Source organism: Sphingobacteriales bacterium (assembly GCA_016699615.1).
Taxonomy (GTDB): Bacteria; Bacteroidota; Bacteroidia; order Chitinophagales; family JADIYW01; genus JADJSS01.
The window spans coordinates 1,608,057-1,633,059 of sequence record CP064984.1 but is presented as its reverse complement, the minus strand read 5'-3'; the positions used below and the strand labels follow the sequence as shown (position 1 = coordinate 1,633,059).

General features: G+C 30.7%; 23 protein-coding genes, 1 tRNA gene and 1 pseudogene. 13 read left to right on the top strand and 12 right to left on the bottom strand.

Annotation, left to right across the window (positions count from 1 at the left end; translation table 11 throughout):
• Positions 1 to 31: 31 nt before the first annotated feature.
• Together IPK18_07785 and IPK18_07780 are read right to left on the bottom strand one after the other, a co-directional pair.
• Positions 32 to 1,744 carry a M3 family oligoendopeptidase gene (locus tag IPK18_07785; GenBank protein QQR96817.1) on the bottom strand — a complete coding sequence of 571 codons (1,713 nt, stop codon included), beginning with the start codon at positions 1,742 to 1,744 and terminating at the stop codon, positions 32 to 34.
• Between the two features lie 15 nt (positions 1,745 to 1,759).
• Positions 1,760 to 2,185, bottom strand: coding sequence for a DUF5606 domain-containing protein (locus IPK18_07780; protein QQR96816.1), 426 nt, complete (start codon positions 2,183 to 2,185; stop codon positions 1,760 to 1,762).
• 199 nt (positions 2,186 to 2,384) lie between these two features.
• Here IPK18_07780 and IPK18_07775 point away from each other — a divergent pair, with 199 nt between their 5' ends.
• The 7 genes and pseudogenes from IPK18_07775 (at position 2,385) to IPK18_07745 (ending at position 9,629) form a co-directional block, all read left to right on the top strand.
• Positions 2,385 to 3,635 carry a U32 family peptidase gene (locus IPK18_07775; GenBank protein QQR99313.1) on the top strand — a complete coding sequence of 417 codons (1,251 nt, stop codon included), beginning with the start codon at positions 2,385 to 2,387 and terminating at the stop codon, positions 3,633 to 3,635.
• Positions 3,632 to 3,856 (top strand): ferredoxin, encoded by a 225-nt coding sequence (locus tag IPK18_07770; protein QQR96815.1) that lies wholly within the window; start codon positions 3,632 to 3,634, stop codon positions 3,854 to 3,856. Before IPK18_07775 ends, IPK18_07770 begins: the two co-directional genes overlap by 4 nt.
• 72 nt (positions 3,857 to 3,928) lie before the next feature.
• Entirely contained in the window at positions 3,929 to 4,660 is a 732-nt protein-coding gene (locus IPK18_07765) for a sulfite exporter TauE/SafE family protein (protein ID QQR96814.1), read from the top strand.
• Positions 4,661 to 4,697: 37 nt separating this feature from the next.
• Positions 4,698 to 5,057, top strand: a complete 360-nt coding sequence (locus IPK18_07760) for a hypothetical protein (GenBank protein QQR96813.1) — start codon at positions 4,698 to 4,700, stop codon at positions 5,055 to 5,057.
• A gap of 71 nt (positions 5,058 to 5,128) precedes the next feature.
• Positions 5,129 to 6,520, top strand: a complete 1,392-nt coding sequence (locus IPK18_07755; GenBank protein ID QQR96812.1) for an alkaline phosphatase D family protein — start codon at positions 5,129 to 5,131, stop codon at positions 6,518 to 6,520.
• A 69-nt stretch (positions 6,521 to 6,589) separates the two neighbouring features.
• A pseudogene (gene scpA / locus IPK18_07750) lies at positions 6,590 to 8,640 on the top strand (methylmalonyl-CoA mutase).
• A gap of 68 nt (positions 8,641 to 8,708) precedes the next feature.
• Entirely contained in the window at positions 8,709 to 9,629 is a 921-nt protein-coding gene (locus tag IPK18_07745; GenBank protein QQR96811.1) for an alpha/beta hydrolase, read from the top strand.
• 200 nt (positions 9,630 to 9,829) lie between these two features.
• Here IPK18_07745 and IPK18_07740 read toward each other — a convergent pair whose 3' ends face one another.
• Positions 9,830 to 10,540 (bottom strand): hypothetical protein, encoded by a 711-nt coding sequence (locus IPK18_07740; protein QQR96810.1) that lies wholly within the window; start codon positions 10,538 to 10,540, stop codon positions 9,830 to 9,832.
• A 642-nt stretch (positions 10,541 to 11,182) separates the two neighbouring features.
• Here IPK18_07740 and IPK18_07735 point away from each other — a divergent pair.
• Positions 11,183 to 11,632, top strand: coding sequence for a hypothetical protein (locus IPK18_07735; GenBank protein QQR96809.1), 450 nt, complete (start codon positions 11,183 to 11,185; stop codon positions 11,630 to 11,632).
• 139 nt (positions 11,633 to 11,771) lie between these two features.
• Positions 11,772 to 12,560, top strand: a complete 789-nt coding sequence (locus tag IPK18_07730) for a class I SAM-dependent methyltransferase (protein ID QQR96808.1) — start codon at positions 11,772 to 11,774, stop codon at positions 12,558 to 12,560.
• A gap of 64 nt (positions 12,561 to 12,624) precedes the next feature.
• Here the strand turns inward: IPK18_07730 and IPK18_07725 are convergent, their stop codons facing one another.
• Positions 12,625 to 13,608 (bottom strand): PhoH family protein, encoded by a 984-nt coding sequence (locus IPK18_07725; GenBank protein QQR96807.1) that lies wholly within the window; start codon positions 13,606 to 13,608, stop codon positions 12,625 to 12,627.
• 41 nt (positions 13,609 to 13,649) lie between these two features.
• Between IPK18_07725 and IPK18_07720 the strand changes: the two genes are divergently transcribed.
• The 3 genes from IPK18_07720 to IPK18_07710 are packed head-to-tail and all read left to right on the top strand — an operon-like array spanning position 13,650 to position 14,741.
• Positions 13,650 to 13,946, top strand: coding sequence for an SAM-dependent chlorinase/fluorinase (locus tag IPK18_07720; protein QQR96806.1), 297 nt, complete (start codon positions 13,650 to 13,652; stop codon positions 13,944 to 13,946).
• The gene (locus IPK18_07715) at positions 13,886 to 14,419 is read left to right on the top strand and encodes an SAM-dependent chlorinase/fluorinase (GenBank protein QQR99312.1); all 534 of its coding nucleotides are present in this window, start codon (positions 13,886 to 13,888) and stop codon (positions 14,417 to 14,419) included. The genes IPK18_07720 and IPK18_07715 overlap by 61 nt, the downstream gene beginning before the upstream one ends.
• A 28-nt stretch (positions 14,420 to 14,447) precedes the next feature.
• Positions 14,448 to 14,741: an antibiotic biosynthesis monooxygenase gene (locus tag IPK18_07710; protein QQR96805.1), complete on the top strand. Its 294-nt coding sequence runs from the start codon at positions 14,448 to 14,450 to the stop codon at positions 14,739 to 14,741.
• Between the two features lie 55 nt (positions 14,742 to 14,796).
• Here IPK18_07710 and IPK18_07705 read toward each other — a convergent pair whose 3' ends face one another.
• The 4 genes from IPK18_07705 to ung form a co-directional block, all read right to left on the bottom strand.
• Complete coding sequence (locus tag IPK18_07705) at positions 14,797 to 15,261, bottom strand: hypothetical protein (GenBank protein ID QQR96804.1); 465 nt, start codon at positions 15,259 to 15,261, stop codon at positions 14,797 to 14,799.
• A gap of 259 nt (positions 15,262 to 15,520) precedes the next feature.
• Positions 15,521 to 17,971 (bottom strand): TonB-dependent receptor, encoded by a 2,451-nt coding sequence (locus IPK18_07700; GenBank protein ID QQR96803.1) that lies wholly within the window; start codon positions 17,969 to 17,971, stop codon positions 15,521 to 15,523.
• Between the two features lie 45 nt (positions 17,972 to 18,016).
• On the bottom strand, positions 18,017 to 18,409 hold the full coding sequence (locus IPK18_07695) for a DUF423 domain-containing protein (GenBank protein QQR96802.1): 393 nt from the start codon (positions 18,407 to 18,409) through the stop codon (positions 18,017 to 18,019).
• Between the two features lie 73 nt (positions 18,410 to 18,482).
• Positions 18,483 to 19,190 (bottom strand): uracil-DNA glycosylase, encoded by a 708-nt coding sequence (gene ung, locus IPK18_07690; protein QQR96801.1) that lies wholly within the window; start codon positions 19,188 to 19,190, stop codon positions 18,483 to 18,485.
• Positions 19,191 to 19,259: 69 nt separating this feature from the next.
• Between ung and IPK18_07685 the strand changes: the two genes are divergently transcribed.
• Positions 19,260 to 19,332: transfer RNA gene (locus IPK18_07685), tRNA-Arg, on the top strand.
• 1,069 nt (positions 19,333 to 20,401) lie between these two features.
• Here IPK18_07685 and IPK18_07680 read toward each other — a convergent pair.
• The 4 genes from IPK18_07680 to IPK18_07665 all read right to left on the bottom strand — a co-directional run bounded on the left by IPK18_07680 (position 20,402) and on the right by IPK18_07665 (position 24,988).
• Positions 20,402 to 22,933, bottom strand: coding sequence for a phosphoenolpyruvate carboxylase (locus IPK18_07680; protein QQR96800.1), 2,532 nt, complete (start codon positions 22,931 to 22,933; stop codon positions 20,402 to 20,404).
• 156 nt (positions 22,934 to 23,089) lie between these two features.
• Entirely contained in the window at positions 23,090 to 23,710 is a 621-nt protein-coding gene (locus IPK18_07675; GenBank protein ID QQR99311.1) for a transglutaminase family protein, read from the bottom strand.
• The gene (locus IPK18_07670; protein ID QQR96799.1) at positions 23,688 to 24,035 is read right to left on the bottom strand and encodes a hypothetical protein; all 348 of its coding nucleotides are present in this window, start codon (positions 24,033 to 24,035) and stop codon (positions 23,688 to 23,690) included. The genes IPK18_07675 and IPK18_07670 overlap by 23 nt, the downstream gene beginning before the upstream one ends.
• A 14-nt stretch (positions 24,036 to 24,049) precedes the next feature.
• Positions 24,050 to 24,988 (bottom strand): alpha-E domain-containing protein, encoded by a 939-nt coding sequence (locus IPK18_07665; GenBank protein ID QQR96798.1) that lies wholly within the window; start codon positions 24,986 to 24,988, stop codon positions 24,050 to 24,052.
• Positions 24,989 to 25,003 lie beyond the last annotated feature (15 nt).

The window sequence follows — 25,003 nt, the reverse complement described above, 5'->3', positions numbered from 1 at the left end:
TTGTAAAATTTATTTTTTAATGCCTAGCAATTTAGCTAGGCATTTCTATTTTAGACAAGATAAAAGAAGCTAATTCTGATACATATGTACTAGAGAAATTAAAAGAAATTCCAGCTGCTTTGTATACATCAGGTATCGTTTTTGTATAACCTAAACTCAATGCAGATTTATATTCAGCAATAGTTTTATGCTTGTTTTCACAATAATTTTTGTACATGGCAATTGCACCTAGTTGCGCAATACCATATTCAATATAATAGAAAGGAACTTCAAATAAATGTAGTTGCTTTTGCCAAATTGCGTTTCTATAATTTTGATAAGCGCTCCAATCAATCACATCACTAGATAATTGTTGGTGCATTGCATTCCATGTTTGTGTTCTTTCCTCAACAGTGTGTTCTGGATGTGTGTATATCCAATGCTGGAATTTATCAATTAAGGCAATCCAAGGAAGCATAGAAATTGTTCCTTTTAAATGCGATTGTATTGCTCTGGCTTTTTCTTCTTCAGAATAAAAAGCTTGCAATCCATCATAAGTAAAAAACTCCATACTCATAGATGCTAATTCTGCAGTTTCAGAAGTAATATCACCATCAAAATTATATGGCAAATCTCTCATTAAAAATGAGTGTACGGCATGTCCTGCTTCGTGCACCATTACTTCTACATCACGGTGTGTGCCAGCACCATTCATAAATATAAATGGAATACCTATCTCTGGCATTGTCATATTATAACCACCAGGTGCTTTTCCTTTTCTACTACTTAAATCTAAATATTCCATTTTATCCATTGTACCAATGCAGTTTGCAAAATAGGCATCCACACTGTTCAAACATTGGATAGATTTATCTATAAACTCTCTTTCAGATTGATATGGTTTTAATGGTGTATGGTCTGTTTCTTCAACTTCTAAATCATAAGGTTTTAATGTTTCTACACCTAAATTTCCTTTTTTTGAAGTATAGATTTTATTTACAATAGGTATTATAATATCTTGTATTGATAGATGAAATGCCTCACATTCTTGTACACCATAGTCAAATCTACCTAGTTCTGCAAGTTTGTAATCTCTGTAATTTTGAAACCCAGCATTAACAGCTATTTGGTGCCTAACTTTTACTAAATCAGAAAATAATTGATTTAGTTTTTCTTCATCTTCTAATCGTCTATTGTTTATTTTTTCATAAACTTCTTTTCTAATAGCTCTATCTTTTTCTTGTAAGAATAAGCCAGCTTGTGGTAATGTAAATTCTTCATCATTATGAACAATCGTCATTTGCCCAGATATGCTACCAAATTCGTGCGCAAGAAGTTGTTCTTGTTGTATCAATGCTACATTTTCTTCTTTATAAAGTTCAATAGCATTTTTCAAACTTCTTTTATAGATAAAAAATCTTTCGCTATCTAAATCATTAAAAAATGGAGATTGATATACTAATAAATTCAAGCGATTAGAAACAGGCATTAACTGTGGCATTACATCATTGATGAATGCTTCATATTGTTCTTTATAGCTTTCGTTTTCCGTATCGCAAGTCATGCGTACATATCTCCATCTATATTCTTCTTCTACAATCTTATCAATTTCGCTTCTTTGCTCAATAAATTTCATAAGTGTATCTAAAGAACTAATTTCTGTTCGTTCTAATTCACTATAATAACTTTCAATAGAATTCCAATCAGTAAATATGAAATCTTCTGGATAGTATTTTCTCTTATTTCTTTCTACAATCTGTGCCATGTAATGTTTTCAGTATTATGCTTCTTCTTTTGTTTCTTGTTGTGCTTCCTGCTCAGGATTTTTGATAATATCAAACGTAATCAATATACCAAACCATCTAATTAACTTCTTGATGTCGCTTATTTTTACTTTCTCCTTATCATAGTTTGGTAAAACACTAGAAAAGTATGTGCTCAATTCTTGATTGCTTGCATTTGCATCTATGATTGGTGTTGTATCATTAGCAACTTTCATTTTCCAAAGCACTTCTGCTACACTTACCATGTCTTCATCAGTGTATATTGATATGTTATCTAAAGGAGAGAACATATATACTCTAGAAGAAAAGAATTTCTTATTTGCACCATCTAAATCAGATAAAATAAGACCATCATTTCTGTTTGCTACCAATTTTTTTAATCCTGACACGCCAGTCACGGAAATTACTTCTTTCAATTCCATTGTGAGATATTTTTTTGCAAAAATAGCAAAAATATATAATTGACTTAGTTAATAATCAAATATTACATTAACAATAAGTCATAAAAAAAGTGAAAATACATGTAAGCAGAATTCACTTAATATATAATCAATTAAATATTAACATGCATTGTTTTATCAAAATGATTAATTTTGCAAGGCAGTGTTGAAGACTGCGTTTATAAATATGGGAAAGAAAATTGAACTAATGGCTCCAGCTGGAAGCTATGAGGCATTGATGGCTGCCATCCATGCAAAATGCGATTCTGTGTACTTTGGTGTTGAGCAATTTAATATGCGAGCACGAGCTACCATGAACTTTACACTAGAAGACCTTCCAAAAATTGCTCAAATATGTAGTGAAAACAAGGTACGAAGCTACCTGACGCTAAATACAATTGTTTATGACCACGACTTATCTGCAATTCGCACAGTGTTAGATGCAGCAAAAAATGCAGGAATTACAGCAGTAATTGCTGCAGACCAAGCAGTAATAGCATATGCAAGAAGTATAAACTTTGAAGTACATATTTCTACGCAGGTAAATATCACAAATATTGATACCGTAAAGTTTTATGCATTATTTGCAGATACAGTTGTTCTTTCTAGAGAATTAAGTCTATTGCAAGTAAAAAAGATTACGGATTTAATTGAAAAAGAACAAGTAAAAGGACCAAGTGGAAGATTAATAGAAATAGAAATATTTGGACATGGTGCTTTGTGTATGGCTGTTTCAGGCAAATGTTATTTAAGTCTACATACAGCAAATGCATCAGCAAATAGAGGCGCATGTGTGCAAAATTGTAGAAGAACCTATACAGTAATTGATAATGAAGATGGACATGAATTAGCAATCGACAATGAGTATATTATGTCTGCACAAGATTTATGTACAATAGATTTTTTAGATCAAGTATTAGATGCAGGCGTAAAAGTATTAAAAATTGAAGGCAGAGGAAAAGGTGCAGATTATGTAAAGACAACAGTAGAATGTTATAGAGAAGCTATTGATAGTTATCAAAATGGCACATACAATAAAGCAAAAGTTGCAGATTGGATGGAACGTCTTAAAAGTGTGTACAATCGTGGATTTTGGAGCGGATATTATTTAGGACAAAAATTAGGTGAATGGAATGATGGTGCTGGTTCAAAAGCTACAACAAAAAAAATATACTTAGGAAAAGGTGTTCATTATTTTGATAAAATACAAGTAGCAGAATTTAAAATGGAAGCATACGAGTTGAACGTTGGTGATAAAGTATTAATTACTGGACCAACTACAGGCGCAGTAGAAACTACCATTACTGAACTACACAACCAAATTGGAAAAACAGAAACAGTAAAAAAAGGAGATGCCTGTGCATTTAAACTAGAAACTCCAATAAGAACTAGTGATAAATTATATAAAATTGTGGATGCAGCTTTAGTATGATTACAATAATTCAGCAAAGAGCAAAATGTATTGGTTGCAATTATTGTGTTGAGTTGGCACCACAACGTTGGCGCATGAGCAAAAAAGATGGCAAAAGTGTTTTGTTGGAAGCTAAAGACAAAAAAGGATTTTGGAGCATAAAAGTACGTGAAGACGAACTAGAAAGCAACCAATTAGCAGCCAAAGCATGTCCAGTAAATATTATTCAGGTAATAGAATAATCAAATAAAGAATTTTCACTTATTGATAATTATCTAAGTTTTAGATATTAACTTTATTGGACAATATGTTGTATGATAGATGATTTGTGGTTGTTTATATTTTTAGCACTAATAGCAGAAATTTTAGGAACAATAGGTGGTTTTGGCTCATCATTATTTTTTGTTCCAATTGCTTCGTATTTTTTAGACTTTCAAACAGTATTAGGCATTACAGCAGTTTTTCATGTAATGAGTAATCTTAGTAAAATAGCATTATTCAGGCATGGCTTCGATAAAAAAGTAATCATCTATCTTGGAATTCCATCTGTGTTATTTGTAATTCTTGGTTCATATTGTAGCAAATTTATACAACCTATCTATCTCAAAATTGCACTATCAATATTTTTAATTGGAATTAGTATACTATTATTTATTTTCAGAAATAAAACAATAAAAACTACAAAATGGAACACCATGTTTGGTGGAGCACTATCTGGTTTGTTCGCAGGTTTATTAGGAACTGGAGGTGCTATTCGCGGCGCAGTTCTATCATCATACAACATGAAAATGCAAGTATTCATAGCTACATCAGCAGTAATAGATTTAGCAATAGATGCATCAAGAGCAGTTGTGTATTATTATAATGGATATGTAAATATAAAATACCTATATTTAATACCTATACTTTTATTGATAAGCATATTAGGTAGTTATATTGGCAAAATAATTTTAAGTAAAATGTCCGAACTACAATTCAAAAATGCAGTATTAATATTTATTTTTCTCACAGGAATAATTACATTATACAATATTCTATTTAGATAATAGTTTTATTCCTTATCTTTAAGGAATTCAATTATTTATGAAATATTTTAACTGTTTATTTTTATTATTTGTTGTTTTTTATTCTAATGCACAACAGTTGTTTAATAAGCCAATAGTTGGTGGCGTTACAGAAAACAGCGCAAAAATATTTATTAGAACCACAGCATCAGCAAATGTTATTCTAAAATACAGCACAGATTCACTGTTTAGCAATGCAATGGAAAAACAATTTAGCACGACAACAGAAAGCTATAATTTTCAGATGGCAGAACTCTATAACCTTACAGCACTCACAAGATATTATTACAAAGTAATCATCAATAATATTGACAATAATGAAATATATAGATTTAGAACATTTCCAAAAATGGAGAAGTTGGGCATTACAAAATCGTAGTAGGTTCTTGCAATTACAGTAACGAATTTGGTGGAGGACAAGGTTATAATATAAATTATAAAAACGATGCTATGTTTCAACACATGGTAGATTATGACTTAAACATTGTTATTCATCTTGGCGATTGGAACTATCCACCAACTGCATTTGGCGCATATCATTTACTACAAGAAAACTTAGCAGCAGAGTCTTTTGCACTAAGATATAAAGACTATAATATGGCAACTTACCTAATGCCAAATTTCCCAATTGATTATATCTATGATGATGATTTCTCACAAAACGGAACTGCTGGCTGGACATTTCCAACCATCACACCACAAACATTACCAAATGGCGACACAAAATATGTTTTAGCAGATGCACCATTACCAATTGGCTTAAGAGATTCTGCGATAAAAAATTATTTCAAATTTTTTCCAAGCTACCCACAAATAGACCAAACAGGAATTCACCATCAATTCAAATTAGGACATTTAGAATTTTTTATAACAGATACAAGAAACTCAAAAGATGCAATACACGCACCATTTAAGTACAATCAATTATTAAATACCTACGATTACAAAGTACCAGCAAATCATAGTACATTAGGACAAACACAAAAAGATTGGCTTTTAGATGCATTAAAAAATTCTGACGCAGCTTGGAAAATTATAGGCAGCTCAGTTGTGTTCAACAAAACATTTGGAAACCTAATGGATATTGTATTAATAGGACAATTGATAGATAGAAGTTTAGTAGAATACGCCACCACAATTGCATATATGTGGCCAGGTTATCCAAAAGACCAGAATGATTTATTAAATCATATAAAACAAAATAATATTAAAAATACTATCGTAATTTCTGGTGATACACATAGCTCAATGATTGATGATGGAAGAAATGCTGGATTACCAGAGTTGAGTTCAAGTGGCTGGTCAGCAAACGACGAAGGATATTTACATGGTGCAATAGATTCATTACTACAATTAGTCAATCTACCATTTACAACTAAAGACTTTTTGTGGAATGGTGGCGGAAATGGTGTGGCAAACAAAAACTATAGCGATACCTATGGCACAGTCGAAGTATTTTACAAAGATTCATTAAAAATGTGCGTACACGATGAATTTCTACAAACATTAGGATGCATCACATTAAAATATCAAAAAACAAGTGCAGATAGCACCATCACAAGCATATCAGGTTACAATTCTTTTTTAGATGATGTAATGACGATGATATACCCAAATCCAGCAAAAGACAAAATAAAAGTTGCACTCAACTTGCCAAAAAATTCAAAGAATATTTCTTATTCAATTATTGATATTAATGGAAAAACGATAGAAACAAAAAATATCGAAAACCAATTACAAAAACATATTGAAATAGATTTATTAGACTTTGCTTTTGGCACATATTTTTTACAACTTAGCATAGATAACCAACAGCACACCAAAAAATTTGTGATACAATAATTTATCTTCTAAGATGATATTTCTAAAATTCAAACAACTTTTTGCTTAAATTGCAGAACGATTGTTACTATGAGTCTAAATAAAAACATTCCATTCGATAAAATAATACAGCAACAGAATAAAGTTGCACAAAATATATTTTCACACCAAAAATATGTTGCAGGCATTGCACCATTTTTGCGTGGCCCATATTCTTCCATGTACGTTTCTCAACCATGGACAATCAGACAATATGCTGGGTTTTCAACTGCTGAAGCATCAAATCAATTCTACAAAAGAAATTTAGCACAAGGTCAAAAAGGACTTTCTGTAGCTTTTGATTTAGCCACACATCGTGGTTACGATTCAGACCATGCTCGTGTAGTAGGCGATGTAGGCAAAGCAGGCGTAGCTATTGATACTGTAGAAGATATGAAACTCTTGTTTCATGAAATTCCATTAGATAAAATTTCAGTATCAATGACGATGAATGGCGCAGTATTACCAATTTTGGCATTTTATATTGTAGCAGCAGAAGAACAAGGCGTAGCACAAAACTTACTAAGTGGCACTATACAAAATGATATTCTAAAAGAATTTATGGTGCGCAATACTTACATTTATCCACCACAAGATTCTATCAGAATTATTGCAGATATATTTAAGTACACAAGCCAAAATATGCCTAAGTTCAATTCTATTTCTATCTCAGGTTATCATATGCAAGAAGCAGGTGCAACATCTGAAATAGAATTAGCATACACATTAGCAAATGGAATAGAATATATAAGAACTGGCGTAGAAACAGGATTGTCTATTGATGATTTTGCACCACGCTTATCATTTTTTTGGGCAATAGGCATGGATTTTATCAATGAAATTGCAAAGATGAGAGCAGCACGTTTATTGTGGTCAAATATTGTAGCATCATTCCAACCAAAGAAAGAGAAATCATTAGCACTAAGAACACATTGTCAAACATCAGGGTGGAGTTTAACAGAACAAGATCCATACAATAATATTGTGCGTACATGCATAGAAGCAATGGCAGCAACACTTGGCGGGACACAATCTTTACATACCAATTCTTTTGATGAAGCAATAGCATTACCTACAGATTTTTCAGCAAAAATTGCACGTAACACGCAACTATATTTACAAAAAGAAACACATATTTGCGATACTGTTGATCCATTTGCTGGTAGTACTTTAATAGAGCAAAAAACTAAAGAGATTGCAGAAAATGCTTGGCAGTTGATTCAAGAAATTGAAAGTTATGGTGGCATGACAAAAGCAATTGAATTGGGCATTCCGAAAATGAGAATAGAAGAAGCCGCAGCTAAAAAACAAGCAAATATAGATACAGAGCAAGAATATATAGTTGGTGTAAATATTTTTCAAACGGATGATACTACAGATTTTGAAATTTTAGAGATTGACAATACGCAAGTTAGAAATCAACAGATAGAAAAACTAAATAGCATAAAACAAAGCAGAAATAATGATGCAGTGCAAGTAGCATTAGATAAAATTACAGCTGCAGCAAAAATGGAACTGAAAATTTATTAACTTTAGCTGTAGATGCAGCAAGACAAAGAGCAACATTAGGCGAAATATCTTTAGCATTAGAAAAAGTATTTGGTAGATATAATGCAACCATAAAAACAATAAGTGGCGTGTACGCAAATCAATCTAAACAAAATAAAGATTTTGAACAGGCAATTAGTGCTTGCGATAGTTTTGCAAAAAAAGAAGGCAGAAGACCACGAATTTTAATTGCAAAAATTGGACAAGATGGACATGACCGTGGCGCAAAAGTTATTGCCACAGCATTTGCAGATATTGGGTTTGATGTAGATATTTCTCCATTATTCCAAACACCAGAAGAAGTAGCACAACAAGCAGCAGACAATGATGTGCATTTAGTTGGTGTATCGTCATTAGCAGCAGGACACAAAACTTTAATTCCACAATTAATAGAAGCATTAAAAAAAATAAATAGAAGTGATATAAAAGTAGTTTGTGGTGGCGTAATACCTAAACAAGATTACGACTATCTATACAACGCTGGTGTAATTGGCGTATTTGGGCCAGGCACTGTAATTGCAAAGGCTGCAATTGATATTTTACTGAAAATATAAAATTATCATTCGTTAATTATTAATAACTATGTGCTAAATCATTAGATTTTTTAATTAGTTTTAATATAATGAATTGGAAATTAAAATTAATGCTTTGGTTTGTCAATAATGTACAACCAATGAGAGAAGTTGATGGCTTGGATATTAACAAAGAAAGAAAGAAAAATATCAACCTATCTAAGCTCGGAAGTTTTCTATACGATAGCAAAACACCAATCAAATATATTGAGAATACAATTTTTGATGGCATTCCTGTTCGGATATACAAAAACACAGAGCAAAAAAATCTGAAAGTAATTATTTATTTTCATGGTGGTGGTTATGTTTTTTACAATATAGATTCACATGACTATGTAACCAGAAGATTGTGTGGTATGAATAATTGTACTGTTATTTCTGTTGATTATAGATTGGCACCAGAGCATACATTTCCTTCTGCACAAGAAGATGGTTATAAAATTGTAGAATATGTACACCAACATGCAGAAAAATTAGGCATTGACCCAAATAAGATAATTGTTTCTGGCGATAGTGCTGGCGCAACAATTTCTGCTTGTGTAGCACATCACTTTAAAACACATCCAACAATTAAATTAGCAGCACAAGTATTAGTCTATCCTTGGGTAGATGGGAAAGTTAAATCAGCATCAATAGAAAAATATAAAGAAGGTTATCTATTGACGAAAGAAGCAATTCTTTGGTTTCAGAAAAAATATGTGCCAAATCCAGAAGATAGACTGAAGCCAGAATGCTCGCCAATATATAATGAAGATTTTAAGAACTTGCCACCAGCATTTGTAATTACAGCAGAGTATGATCCATTGAAAGATGAAGGCAAAGCATATGCAGATAAATTACAACAAGCAGGCAATGTAGTATTATACAAAGATTACAAAGGATTGATACATGCATTCTTTAATACACCAAAAGTTGACGAACAAGGCATGCAATGTTTTAAAGATATTCAAGCATTCTTAAAGAATATATGATTTATTCATTGTCTAATTCTTGTTCCAAGATACTTATATAATCTAATAAATAGTTTTACTGCAAAAAAGATGAACACAAGAATTAGGATTAGATAAAAAAATGGAAAAATAAATCCAAAAATATCAAGAATACTTGCTTTTGTAATAAAAATATACATAATTGCGATGATTTTATTGTGAATATAAGATATATTTTATTATTAATCAACACTTGTATGTTGTCTATAAACTCTAACATTCGAACCACCTGTACATGGATTGTAATTGATATTGATAAGTGCATCTCCAGTATATATTGTACCAAGACCATCTAAGAAAAGATTATAATTCTGAGTGCCTTGGATAATAATGTTTATATTATTCCCATTTACACCGCTGCTTGAAGCAACAGTTCCTTGTTCCCAAGTTGTATAGTTAAATAACCCTCCAGTAACTGTACTATTGACAGAGTTGTTAATAACATTAGAGCTCCCATTTGAATAATTATATTGAAAGTAAACATTTAAGGTAGGGTGTATAAGTGGAATAACAGGCATGTTGTTATAAAAGGTAGTGGAAATATTTACTAAAAAAGAACCATTAGTATGGCAAGGATCGTCATTAATTCTAATATTACCATTTTGCGCAGAGATATTGGATTCTTTTATTTTAACATTATTCGATGCTATTTCTTCTGTTGAGGAAATAATTTCTAGAAAGTTTCTTAGTTCTTCTGCATCTTTGAATCTGATATAATTTTTCTCATCTAATGACTCTACATTGTGAAATATTAATTTATAGTCTTTAGCAATCTGATTAATTGAATCAATTTTATTTTCTTTTTTACATCCTCCAAAGAATTGGATTAAATAACAACTGGTATAATAATTTTTTTCGTGTATATATTTTTTGTAAAAATAGAAATTAATCACATTGATTGTATTTCTATTTGTAACTTTATTTGCATAAATAAAACTATGTTACTGCTTTTATGACAAAAAAGCATGTATTATGACAATACAAGAAATTGGAAACACAATCAAGAAGTTTAGAGAACTGAAAGATATTACAAGAGAATATATGTCATCTAAACTTAAAATGATCTTAGTAATTATTCAAAGATAGAGAGAGGAGAGATTGATTTAACAATCACAAGAATTAATGAGATAGCACAAATATTAGAAATTGATATTTCTCAGATTCTACAGTTTGATGTATCACAAATATTTAACTTTAACAATAATAATTTAGTACAAAATAACTGTCATAAGAACACTGAAAATTTGCATATACATCCAGATGACTATAAAGAAAAATATATTAAATTGATAGAAATAGAGAATGAAAGATTAAAAAAAGAATTAAGTATTTTAAAATCATAATTAATACTTTCCAACATCAGAAGTTGTGTATTAATATTTTGAAACTATATGGTATATTAAATAGAATTCAAAATATTTCATATCTATTTGTTAGAGATATAGTCAAAGAAAATTATAAATATTGTTAAGAGAACACAATTTTATATAAGCATTTGTGTTTTTTATTACATTTTATCTGCTTATTTTTATAGAGTGAGAATTGTATTTCTATTTACATTACTTTTTCTTAGTAAATTAATCCTTGCAAATCCTATTTTAATTGGAGATTGGAATGGTTATATTGTTCAAAATTATGCACAGCCAGATAATGCAACTTATCTACCATGTACTATTAATATAAGTTCAGCCACAGATAATAAACTAGCAGGAACAATTGAAATAAGATTTACACATCAGAATGGTAAAACATACACAAGCAAATCAAATGTAACAGGTAGCTATGATAATAAGACATATAGTATCAATATTGTAGCAGAATCATACATATATCAAGATATATTACCTGAAAAAATGAAATGGTGCCTAGGTATTTTTCAAGGTGGAATATATAGAAGCAAATCCTTAAAACAATACTTATTCAAAGGTATGTATCAAACAAAATGTAGCACAGATGCATCATTGTTAATCGTCTATAAAAAATAAATATGGGAAAATGGTTGGTTAAAGCATTATTGCAACGTAGTTTTTCTATGTCTAAAAATCCTGAAAAAATCAATAGAGTTTTTCAAAATACATTACAGGAAAAGACAAACTCAATGATGAAAAATTTAGCAATAAAATTTTGCATGCCACAGATCACTTACAATATTTCAAAAAACATAATGACAAACAACTTTCTGAAATAAAAATAATGGAATTGGGCACAGGTCAATTTCCTATTGTTCCAATATTCTATTTTTTGCATGGTGCCAACGATATTGTATCCATTGATGTTGTAAATTTTATGACATTGGATAGAATAGCTGAATGCTTAGATTTTTTTATTCAACATAGAAATAAATATCCAGAAAAATTTCTTCACATAGATGAAAGTAGATGGCAGCATTTGTTGGATATTAAAGAAAAAATTAATCATTTTTCATCTACAGCAGATGCATTGCAAGCATTTAAAACACAAATATATATTGCTGATGCAAGAAAAACACAATATGCCAATGATACATTTGATTTCATTACATCAAACAATACATTTGAACATATCTATCCAGAAATTTTAGAGCCAATATTGGTAGAGTTTCAACGAATATTGAAACCAAAAGGAATCATGTCACACTTTATTGATATGACTGACCATTTCGCACATTTTGATAAAAATATCAATGTATATAATTTCTTAAAATTTAGCGATAAGTTTTGGCATGCTATAGACAATGAAATATTACCACAAAGTAGATTGAGATACAAAGAATATTTAAAAATGTACCATCAGAATAATATTTCTATTATAGATACAAAAATTTGGGATTATGATGCAACATTGCTCAATGGTCTTAAACTAAATCAGAAATTCTCCAACTATACCAAAGAAGAACTAGCTATTGTGCATGTATATATTGTAAGTAGTAAGTAACGTTGAATTAATCAAAATACTCCATCTTTTATAATTTCTAGATGCAGTCACTCATAAAGTGTATTTATTTCTGATTTTCGGCATTCTTCTCAGCTTCTTGTCTTTCTTTTTCTTTGTCAAATGCTTTAATGATAGCTTTCACTAATCTATGTCTTACAACATCTTCCTCATTCAAGTGTATAATTCCAATTCCGTTAATGTTGTTCACAATACGCATTGTATTTTTCAATCCAGACTGTTGGTTTCGTGGCAAATCTATCTGACTCAAATCGCCAGTAATAATACATTTTGCAGAAGGACCAATTCTAGTAAGAAACATCTTTAGTTGTAATAAAGTTGCATTTTGTGCCTCATCCAAAATCATAAAAGCATGGTCTAATGTTCTGCCACGCATATATGCTAATGGTGCCACTTCGATAATTCTATTTTGCATATAATATGCTAGCTTATCAGGCGGAATCATATCATCAAGAGCATCATATAATGGACGCAAATATGGATCTATTTTTTCTTTCAAATCTCCAGGCAAGAAACCAAGATTTTCTCCAGCTTCTACTGCTGGTCTTGTTAAAATAATTTTCTTTACTGTTTTGTTTTTTAATGCACGCACAGCCAATGCCACTGCTGTGTATGTTTTTCCTGTTCCAGCAGGACCAACAGCAAACACAATATCATTATCTGTAGATAGGTTAACTAACTCTTGCTGATTCTTGGTTCTAGCTTTTACTAGCAATCCATTATTGCCATGCACTAATACATTGTCTTTAAACTCAGGAAAATAAGTTTCATATGGATTTTCGCCTTGAAGAATTTCTTCAATATGTTGCTCAGATATTTTACCAAACTTTTCTACATATTGAATTAATAATTTTATTTTATCATTAAATTCATCAAGATCTTCTTGATTGCCAATAGCAATAATTTTATTGCCTCGTGCAACAATATTTAATTTGTTAAATGCTTTTTTTAGTACCTTAAATTTTGCATTATTAAATCCCAAGAATTCTATCGGATCGATACTTTCTAATTTAATTGTTAATTCGCTCAAATATTCATAATTTAGTACTTGAAAATAATTTATTTTTCTTAATGGCGGTAATTACATTATTAACAGATTTTGGCGATAAAGATTATTATGTTAGTATATTTAAAGGAGATTTACTAACTGCCTGCCCATCTGCTAATATTGTAGATATATCGCACAGTATTCCACCATATGATATAAATACGGCTGCATTCTTTCTAAAGAATGTGTACCAACATTTTCCAAAAAACACAATACATATAGTAAGAGTATATGAACAAGGTATTGAAAACCAAAAAATATTAGCTGCCAAATACCAAAATTATTTTTCATTGCACCAGATAATGGTGTATTATCATTAGCATTAGATTCTAAACCAGATTTGATTGTTGAAGTAGATATTAAACAAGCGAATTTAAAAAACTTAGAAGATTATTACTGTAGAGTAGTTAAAGAAATTATATTTAATCAAAATATTGGAAGTATTGGTGTGGTTACTAATAACTATGTAGAGAAACGAAATATATTGCCAGTGCTAGAGCCAGATAGCATCAATGGAAGAATAATTCATATAGATAATTTTGGGAACATTATTACCAATATTAGCAATGATGATATAAATAGGTACAATATAAACATAGATAATATTGTTGTTGAGTATAGAAAAAATGAATTCATTAAAAAAATAGTAAAGAACTATGCTGATGTTCCTCAAGGCTATGCAATTGGAAGATTTAATTCCATAGGATTGTTGGAAATAAGTATACATTGTGGTAATGCCTCACAGTTGCTAGGACTAGGATTGCACGATGCACTAAAAATTTGGATAAAATAAATTATAACTACGAACTACTACATTGAGTATGATAACTAGAATTGTAAAACTAACGATGCAACCAGAACAAGTGGATACATTTAAAACGTATTTTGATACGGTTTGCAATACAATTAGAAACCAGCCAGGATGCCATAAACTACAAGTGTGGCAAGATATCCATCAACCAAATATATTTTTTACTTATAGTATTTGGGATGCCGAAACAGATTTGAATAACTACAGAGATTCAGCTTTTTTTGGTGTTTTCTGGAAAACAGTAAAACCTTGGTTTGCTGCAAAAGCAGAGGTTTGGAGCTTTGATGTATTGATGGATATATAAAAAAAAGCCAATGCGTATGCATTGACTTTTTTTTATGAAATAAGAATAATATTTATTAGCAAGGTAATGCATTGCAAATTGCAGTAAGCAATCCTGCGCCAATATTTAATACCAATGAACATAATAATCCACCAACAACTGGAACTGTTGTTACATTTATTGCTAAACAAATTGCATCACCAGCAAATAATTTTGTAAGTGTAACAGCTAAGTTGCAAATATCTCTAAGTGGACATGCTTCTGTTCTACCATTAATTACTAGACTGTTGCCTAAGCTATTTTTTAATTCTGGATTTAATTCAATAGCCTTAGTTAATGTAGCTTGTACATCAGCTTGTTTCATTTTTGATAATTCTGGATAAGCTTTGTTCAAATCATTAAGTGCTAAAGCAAAATCTCTAACTTTTACAATAAACTCATCATAAGGTACACCAACAATTTGTTCTACTTTATCATAATCTGCAGCAGTTGCTGTTTTGTTATTAATTTTTGTAGCTAATGTTTCTAATTCATTATTCAAATTAGGATTATTGATGTAAGTTCTAGAAACACCTGTGTAGAAATCTACAGCTTTGTCAATTGCTTTTCTTAAAGAAGCATCGTTAGAGATTTTTCTTCTAGTGTTTCGTCGCTCGTAACATCAGTTTTGCTACACGAAAAGAATAGCATTGCACTCAACAATACTATTGAAATTTTAGAGAATACTTTTTTCATTTATTGATTATTTTAACCGAAGTTAACAATAAAAAAACAATTAACCAAAAACAATGATATGTTTTTTAAAAACCACCACCATCTACACCACTTGCGTTATCTTCTTTCTTTTTGGTAGTACTTGGTTTTACATCTTTACCAAATTTGTAAGTAAACACAATATTTGCAATGGTACTTTCCCACATTCTTTTTACACTGCCATCAAAATTGCTTCCACTGCTGGTTACTCTGAAGTTTTGAATATGAAAAATATCTGAAATATTAATAGCAATACTTGCTTTATTATCCTTAAGGAAATCTTTCTTAAAGCCAAGATTGACAAAAGTAAATGGCTGCAATTCTCCTTGTAAGAATTTAACTTTTCCACGATAGAACCACATCAATTGTATGTCTGCATTTTTCCATACTTTAAAGCTATTCATTACACGTATATTCCAAGTAAAGTTATTTGCATTCTGGTCTACTTCGCCATTTGGTATAGTACCAATTAATGCATTGTAGAATAGATTTGGATTAGCCATTACGCTCCACCATTTTGTAATTTGCGCTCTTAAAATAATTTCAGTACCAATATTTCTACCTATGTCTAAATTACCAAAATAGAGTATAGATACGCCATTGCTATCTACGTTTCTATATCTTGTGTAAGGATTTTTTGATTGGCGATAATAAACTGTAGTTGTAAGAAATATGTTTTTAAAATTTTTTACATAGCTTAGTTCTAAAGCATTAGTATAAACTGGCTGTATAGCAGGATTTCCAATTCTGATATTGTATGGATCTGATTGGCTACCAAATGGATTAAGTGCTTCAGTATTTGGTCTATTAATACTTCTTCTGTATTGTAATTGCAATTTATGATTTTTCTTAAACTCTTGAGCTAAGAAAACAGATGGGAAAAAATCTACATAATGTCTCTCGAAATTTAAATCACCAACTTGTTGCTTCCCATAAATATTGCTTTGCTCCATTCTTAATCCAGTTTTGTAAGAAAACTTTTTGTAAGCGCCACTAAATACACCATAAGCAGCATTTATATTTTCTACAAAATTAAAATTATTGATTAAGCCTTGGTTCTTTTCATAAATGTTTGTAATTCTATTTAAGCTATCTGCATAGAAATCATTAGTAATGTTTCTATACGTTGTTTTAGCACCAACTTCTAACTGGGTTTTGCTTTTTTCAAATGGATGTGTATAGTCTGTCTGAAATTGAAAAATATGTGTTAATCCTTTTTGAATATTATTTTCAATTATTCTTGGTATTAATGGATTGATAGATTTATCAGTAAAAAAACTTTGTTGTTGATATTGAGGTTTGTCAGATTGATTAGCATACGAATAATTGCTAGATACTACTAAGTTCTGGTTTTTAGTCTTAAATTTCTTGGTATAATAAATATTAGCATCTGTATTCCAATCATTTTCTTTGCCATTTTCATAGCGTTCAAAGTAATTATACAGTTCACCACTATTATCTAAGAAATTATAATACGTTGTGCTATTGTTTTTTCTAATATTGCTTCCAAATAAAACGCCAAAGCTTATAGAATTATTGTCACTAATATCATAATCCACATTAATATTTGCAGTATTATTATAGCCATGCTTTTGTCTTCCGTTATCATTTGTATTCAAATAGTAAGCTGAAGTGTCATTATAAATATTTTTTCTCAAATTATATCCACTCCAATAAGTTTCATTAAATCTAAAATTATATGCAACAGTAAAATTTATTTTATTCTTTTTAAAGTTTAGTAGCACACCAAAATTAGTTTTATATTTAGTACCATAGCCAACCGTAACATTACCATTCAAGCCACTTTGGTAGTTTTTTTTCAATACTATATTAATGATGCCAGCTTCGCCTTCTGCATCAAATTTTGCATTTGGATTGTTTAGGATTTCAATGCTCTCAATTGCATTTGCAGGAATTGCATCTAATACAGCTTGTTTGTTTGCGCCAGTTATGCCACTTGGCTTGCCATTAATAAATATCTGCATATTGCTAGAGCCACGCAACGATACATTTCCTTGATAGTCTACATCTACAGTAGGTATTTGTTTCAACGCATCTGTGGCAGTACCACCAGCACTCAAAGCACTTTTATCTACATTAAATACCTTTTTGTCTGCTTGCAATTGCATCACAGATTTTTCAGCTACAATTTTTACTTCTTCCAATACTTTAGAATCTTCTTCTACTTTTAGCGTACCTAATTTTTGATCTATTTTATCAGGAGGAATAATAAGTAGCTTTTCAATTACATAATCTTTATAACCTAAAAAACTGATAACTAATTTGTACGCACCAATTTTTATTTGAGTAAGCTCAAAGTTACCAGCATCATCTATCAATGTTGCATAGTTTAGTGTAGAGTCCATTAAACTTTCTATGTATAATGATGAATATGCCAAAGGCTCATTCGTTTTAGCATCTACCACCTTTCCGCTTATTTTGCCAATTGCTGGCGCGTTAGCTACATTAAAATTTGCAGGTTGCGCTTGTAATGCCATAATAAACAAGATGCTTATTACAGTAATGTAAATCTTGTACATAAATTATTTTACTTTAGAAATTGATATAAATAAAAATATCCAACCAATGATGAATGATAAACCACCTAGTGGTGTAAGTGGACCAACAATCTTTGAAATTTGTTCTATACCTAGAAGCTGTCGAGTAGCAAGCACATACAAAGAGCCACTAAACAAAAATATGCCTGCCACAAAAAACCAACCAGATAAATACAAAGCTCTTGAAGGAAAGAATTTTGATAAGATAAAAACACATAACAATGCTGCTATGTGAAAAAACTGATAGTGTACAGCTTTATCATAAATTTGATGTTGGTACACATCTAGTTTCGTTTTTAGTGCATGTGCACCAAAAGCACCAAATGCTACAGCAAGCATACCATAAATACTTGCAATAAGACCAAAGATACTGTACATACTAATTTACTTTTTTGAGTTGCAAATTTAAGCATAAGACTACTTATATCTATTCTTATCTAGATAATTGTTGTTAAAATAATCTTTGTTCATATGCTTGTAGTTGCCAATTTATTGGCTCCAACTGTTGTTTTAGCAACAATTCATTTGTTTTAATAAAATGTTGACACCAAAAAAAACCATTATATGCAGAGAAAGGAGAAGGATGCGCAGCTTTTAAAATATAATGCTTTTGTTCATCAATTAACGATGCTTTCTGCTGAGCAAAATTTCCCCAGAGCAAAAAAACAAGACCAGTTTTATTTTTTGATAATGCTTCGATACTTGCATCAGTAAAGTTTTCCCATCCACGTTTTTGGTGCGATGCAGGCTTATTAGCTTCTACAGTAAGTATGGAATTTAATAAAAAAACACCTTGTGCAGCCCATTCTTGCAAACAACCATGCGTTGGAACCTCGAAATCAGGATAATTATTTTTAATTTCTTTGTATATATTTTTCAGACTTGGAGGCACTGCCACACCATACTGTACCGAGAAACACAAACCATGTGCTTGCCCGATGCCATGGTACGGATCTTGACCAATAATAACCACCTTTACTTTGTCGAAAGGTGTAGTGTTATAAGCATTAAAGATAAGATTACCTTTAGGAAAGATAGTCTTCTGTGCCGCACTTTCTGTCAACAAAAATTGCTTCAGTTCTTGAAAATAAGACTTTTCAAATTCATCTGCTAAAACTTGTTTCCATGTATCTTCTATTTGTATTTCTTGATTCAACATAATTTTTTAATAAACAAAAATAGGAAATTTATAAAAAACGCAATATATTTGCCGACCTAATTGGGTGATGGTCGCGTAGCTCAGGGGATAGAGCAACTGCCTTCTAAGCAGTTGGTCGCACGTTCGAATCGTGCCGCGATCACAAAACAAAGAAAAGAGTTGGATATATGTCCAGCTCTTTTTCATTTTAAGGTATTCTACAATGGCAAATTATTAGTCCACAGCTGACAGTCGACGATTACGGCATTAGAAAAATAGCGTAAAGAAAATAAGCGTCGAGCGTAAGGAAAGTTTTGCATAAAGAACGTTCATGCGCCAGCACGCGGCGAAGAAAAATCGAAACAGCTGAAATCATAATCTAAAGAGAAATAAAAAACGGCATTAGAAAAATAGCGTTAAGAAAATAAGCGTCGAGCATAAAGAAAGTTTTGCATAAAGAACATTCAAGCGTCAATCCACAGCTGACTGTCGACCGCTGACCGCCGACCGCCATGCGTTCAAGCGTCAGCACGTGGCGAAGAAAAATCGAAACGACTAAAATCATATTCTGATAAGAAAAGAAATTGGCATTAGAAAAATAGCGTTAAGAAAATAAGCGTCGAGCGTAAAGAAAGTTTTGCTGTTTGAAGTTCTGCTTTAGAGAAGCAGAACAAGTTTAAAAACTTTTAGCGAAGACGAATATTTTTAGCGTCATTTTTCGTAAGCCTTGATTTTTTTGTTACTTTTTTTATCTAGAAAAAAAGTAAGTATTACACTCTTGTATCAAGACAAAGAAAGTAAATGCACTATTTTATCAAGAAAAAAAGTAAATGTAACACTCTTGTATCAAGACAAAGAAAGTAAATGCACTTTTTCATCAAGAAAAAAATAGTCTTACTGTCATTACCATGAAAGTGGTAATCTCCTAAATACTTAGAAATATGAGATTGCCTTTTTCAAGGCAATGACATCAAACGATTTCATCAAAAAAAGCAATAAAACGTTCAAGCGTCAATCCATGACTGACTGTCGACTATCACGGTATTAGAAAAGTAACATCGAGCGTAAAAAAGTTTTGCTGTTTGAAGTTCTGCTTTGAAGAAACAGAACAAGTTTAAAAACTTTTAGCGAAGACGAATATTTTTAGCGTAATTTTTCGTAAGCCTTGATTTTTCTTTGTTACTTTTTTTATCAAGAAAAAAAGTAAATACGCAGAAATTTTATTAAAAATTCTAGGCAGAGTTTCTGCTGGCGTTGATATTGCCAAACAATGAACGCATTACCATCTTTTCATATTCTGATTGGTGCTTGCTATTGGCATGTATTTTTTGTAATGCGTATTGCTGTATGGTAATTAATGGCAATACAATTTTTTCTCTTTGTGCTATTGATAGTCTACTTATTGGTTCTTCTTGCATAAGCTCTGAGTAGCCACTTACTAATAAAACCATTCGTTTGCTCAGTTCATATTCTTTATATAATATTTTCCAAAATGCTCCAAATTCTTTGTCTGATTTCATATATGCTGTAAGTTCAAAATTTGATTTTGATAATGACATCATACTATTTAATATAAGTGTTTTGAAAAATGGAAAATGATTGAATAATAACTGTAGCTTGTGCAATTGTCCAGCTTCATAAAAAGTATTAATTGCTGTGCCTATACCAAAATATCCAGGAACATTTTGTTTTAATAAACTCCATGCGCTTACAAAAGCTATGGCTCTTAAATCTGAGAAAATAAGTTTTTTTGTTTTGCCTCTTTTTCCTGGTCTGCTTCCAATATTAGTTAAGTTATAATATTTTAAAGCACTCATTTTTTCAAGATAAGGTAAAAATTTAGGATGATTTTTTAAGTCAACATATTTGTTATAACTCATTGTTGCCAACTCATCCATTAATTTTTTTTGTTGTTTATTCGGACTTACATCATTAAACAATTCGTTGTGCAATCCTGCTGTTATCAATTGTTCGCAGTTGTAATTAAATTGCTGTTCATGTCCATACATACTAGAAATGGTTTGTCCTTGTATGGTTAGTTGTATGGCATCGTTGGCAATGTCTTTTCCTTGCGCTGCATAAAAGCGATGTGTTTTTCCGCCGCCACGTGCTGGTGGACCACCTCTTCCATCAAAAAATATAATTTTTATATCATATTTTCTGGCTATTGCGGTAAGTGTTTCTTTGGTTTTAAAAATATCCCAATTTGCTCTAAGATAACCTGCGTCTTTTGTGCCATCAGAGAATCCAAGCATTATGGTTTGTGTGTTGTTTCTTCTTAGTAGGTGTTTTCTATATATTTTATGTTTGAATAAATTTTCAAGAATTGGAGCAGCATTGGTCATGCCTTCAATTGTTTCAAACAATGGAATGATGTCAAAATTTATTTCATCTATATTATAATTACACCATCTAAAAAATGAATATACTTGTAATACATCTAATGCTGATGTGGAGTTGCTAATGATATATCTATTGCATGCCAACTCGCCATTGGTTGTTTGTATATTTTTAAGTTGTTTGATATTAATAACGACATCTTTTATTACCTCATCTTCAAATAAATTTTCATCTAAAATAATTTCATTATCAAACAATAGTTTGTATTTCTGTTTGTCATCTAAGTTTGTATATGTTTGCGTTGATAATTGATATTTTTCTGCAATCAAATCTATCAATTGGTTATGTATGCTACTGTCTTGCCTTATGTCTAATGTAGCAAAATGTGTTTGGAATATGTGTACTGCAGTGATTAATGCTTCTAAGTCATCTAAAAATAATCCATTATGAATGTCTAGTAATACTTTTTTTGCTTCTTGCAATGGTTGTAGTATTTCATCGTAGGTTAATAGATAATCATTAGAGAACATACTTTTGTATAGTTGATTACTTAGGTTTAGTAAGATATTATCAACTAAATAGAATGTGAGTTTTGCGCTTAGTTTTTTTAAATGTTTGTAGTAGCATTTTCTGATGGCTTTTCTTAGTTCTTCAGTTACATCTGCGGTAACATTTGCAGTAACAAATGGATTGCCATCTCTGTCTCCGCCTGGCCAAAATCCTAGTTGTAATAATTGGTAATTTATTTTTTCTGTATGATTTTGATAAATGTAATTATTCATGTTAATGATTGCATGATAGTATACATTTTCTAAATAGTAGATTATGCTTTTAGCTTCGCTCAGTGGCGTAGGTTTTACTTTATTAAAGAATGATGTTTTGCCTAGTTGTTTCAATAAATCATCTATTGCAGAAAATTGATTGTTGGTTACAGCAGTTCGCAGACTTTGTATAATGTGCAATACATATGGTGGATAAAATTGAGTTGGATGTGCTGTTAATACTAATCGTACGCTAAATGTTGCTAGTTTTTGGTATAGCTCATCTGTTGTATGTTGGCTTTTGCTGAATGCAAGAATTTCCTGAAATGTGGAGTTGTTGTATAGTTGTACAAGCTCATTAAAATGTGCATCTTCAATGCTATCAAAAAGTACTACTTGTCTTTCTATATATTGTATTATTTTAAATAGAAATGTTATTTGTTCTTCTTCGTTGTGTATGTCTGTATATCTATTAAAAAAATCTTCTACAATTTGTAGTGGTGTTAGTTGATTTGTAAAACCTTGCTGACTATTATTATACAAGATTGGAATAAGCATGCCAATGTTTTGCATCTTTTCGTATGGCAAGTTGGTAAATAAATTATTGTAAATATTATATTGATTAACTACTAAACTGTCGAATATTTCTTTTTTATTGATCATAACTTATTTGTTTTGATTTGCAACTACAAATTAGGTAATACTTGTTGCTTAATTATATTTATAACAATAAAAATATTGTATAGTTTAGTGTTTTATACTAAAGAGTTTTTTAATAAACACAAAAGTATAATGGCATTTTTATTTTTAATTATTTATCTATTGCTGTTGTTGGTGTTGTTCTAGTATAATATTTGCTGCTACAATTGTTTGTTCTTTTTGCATTTGTACAGTATTGGTTTCTTCAAATATATGTCCATCTTCGTAGCCTACAGAAACGTATACCAATAAATTTTGTTTTGCAGAGCCTTTAAAAACACCTTTTATTGGTGTGCAATCCGTAAAATCTCTACCAACTGCCAATTGAATATGATTGATATTGGCATAACAATTATTGGTTGGGTCAATTCCTATCCAACCTAAATTTGGTATATAAACATCTACCCAAGCATGAGTTGCACCTTCGCCACGCATACCACTTCTATTTGGGCAAATGTATCCACTTACATAGCGTGCAGGCAAGCCTAGCGAACGCAATATGTGCAATAGCAAATGTGCAAAATCTTGACATACACCAGATTTTAGTTGTATAATTTCATCTACTGTGGTTTCTATAGTTGTAATGCCTTTTACATACTTATAATTTTCATAAATGTATTGATTGGCTTTGTTTGCTGCTTGAATTGGTGTTAATTTCCTTAGTTCAAGTTCATTGATTAAATCATCTACAATCTCTTGATGTTCTATTTTTTCACAACTAGAATAATCTAATAACAAAATGTCTTTTTTGAATTAAATTAGGCAATTCTTGCCAATCATCAAGAGTAGAAACAGATTCATCTATTTCTTTACCAATTGCACTTACAATTAATCTACTATCTATAACTAATTCCTTATGCGCTGGATTTAATGTAAAGAATGCAGTACCATTTCCCCAATAGTCAAAGAATTTATTCAAGATAGGGTCACCTGTAATTTTTATTTCTTGACTCATAATATCTTGCCCTTCTTTTGGAAAAGGAAAGATCTTTATTTGGTTAGCACTTTCAAATACTTCGCTGTCGTACAAATATTTAGTGATGTGATGTATTTTATAAATAGACATAGTTGGTAGTTAGTTTAGCGATAAGCAAAATAATATTTACTAAAGTTATAATTAAACTCGTATATCTCTCCTCTAATTTCTTCTAAAAAATTATTTAATCCTATTCTTTGTATAGAATTTAGGTCTGTGTATTCAATATGACTTTTTAGTCGTCCAATTTTATGTAATAATGCTTTTTCTTCTTTCACATTCTGTTGAGCTAGTTTTTCCATAATATAACTAATTTTCTTTACAGAATAGAATATTGAGCGTGGGAAATTAGTATTCATCAGAATTAGGTCTATTACATTTTGTGTTTGCAAGCCAGTTGGGTAGGTTTTTAAATAAAACTCATATCCAGATAATGACATCGATAAATTCTTCCAATATGATATATCCATCGGATTGTTTAAATCATAATTAATGTCATGAAAGCTCATATCAACTATGTCTGCTGTCTGCATAGCACGTTCTATATTTTTTCCAATACCCATGAAGTTCCATCCTTCGCCACGTGGCATTGTAACTTCAGCCACACCATAATAAAATAAGCTTTGGTCTATAAGTGAGCTAATGGCATAAGATTGTCTGTTTGTAGCTAAGAGATTATCTATTTTATTAGAACTAAATTTTAGATAATATTCGTTTATACTTTCCCAAAGTTCTTTGGTAATTTGGTCTTGTAAGCCACGTGCATTTTCTCTTGCTTTTGTAATAATTGTCCTAATTGAATTTTGGTTGTTTTTATCAGCTATTACATATTGCAATACATCTTGTGTTTGGTATCTTATTGCATTCATTTGTTCTTCTTCCAACATCGAAAATATATTCAAAACAGGATACCAATCATATACTTCATCTGCATTACTATCTAGGGATGTAGCATAATTTATTTTTAGGATACGTAACATACCTTCAGCTCGTTCCATATAACGATTCATCCAAAATAAAGAATCCGCAATTCTACTTAACATATAATTCTATTTTAT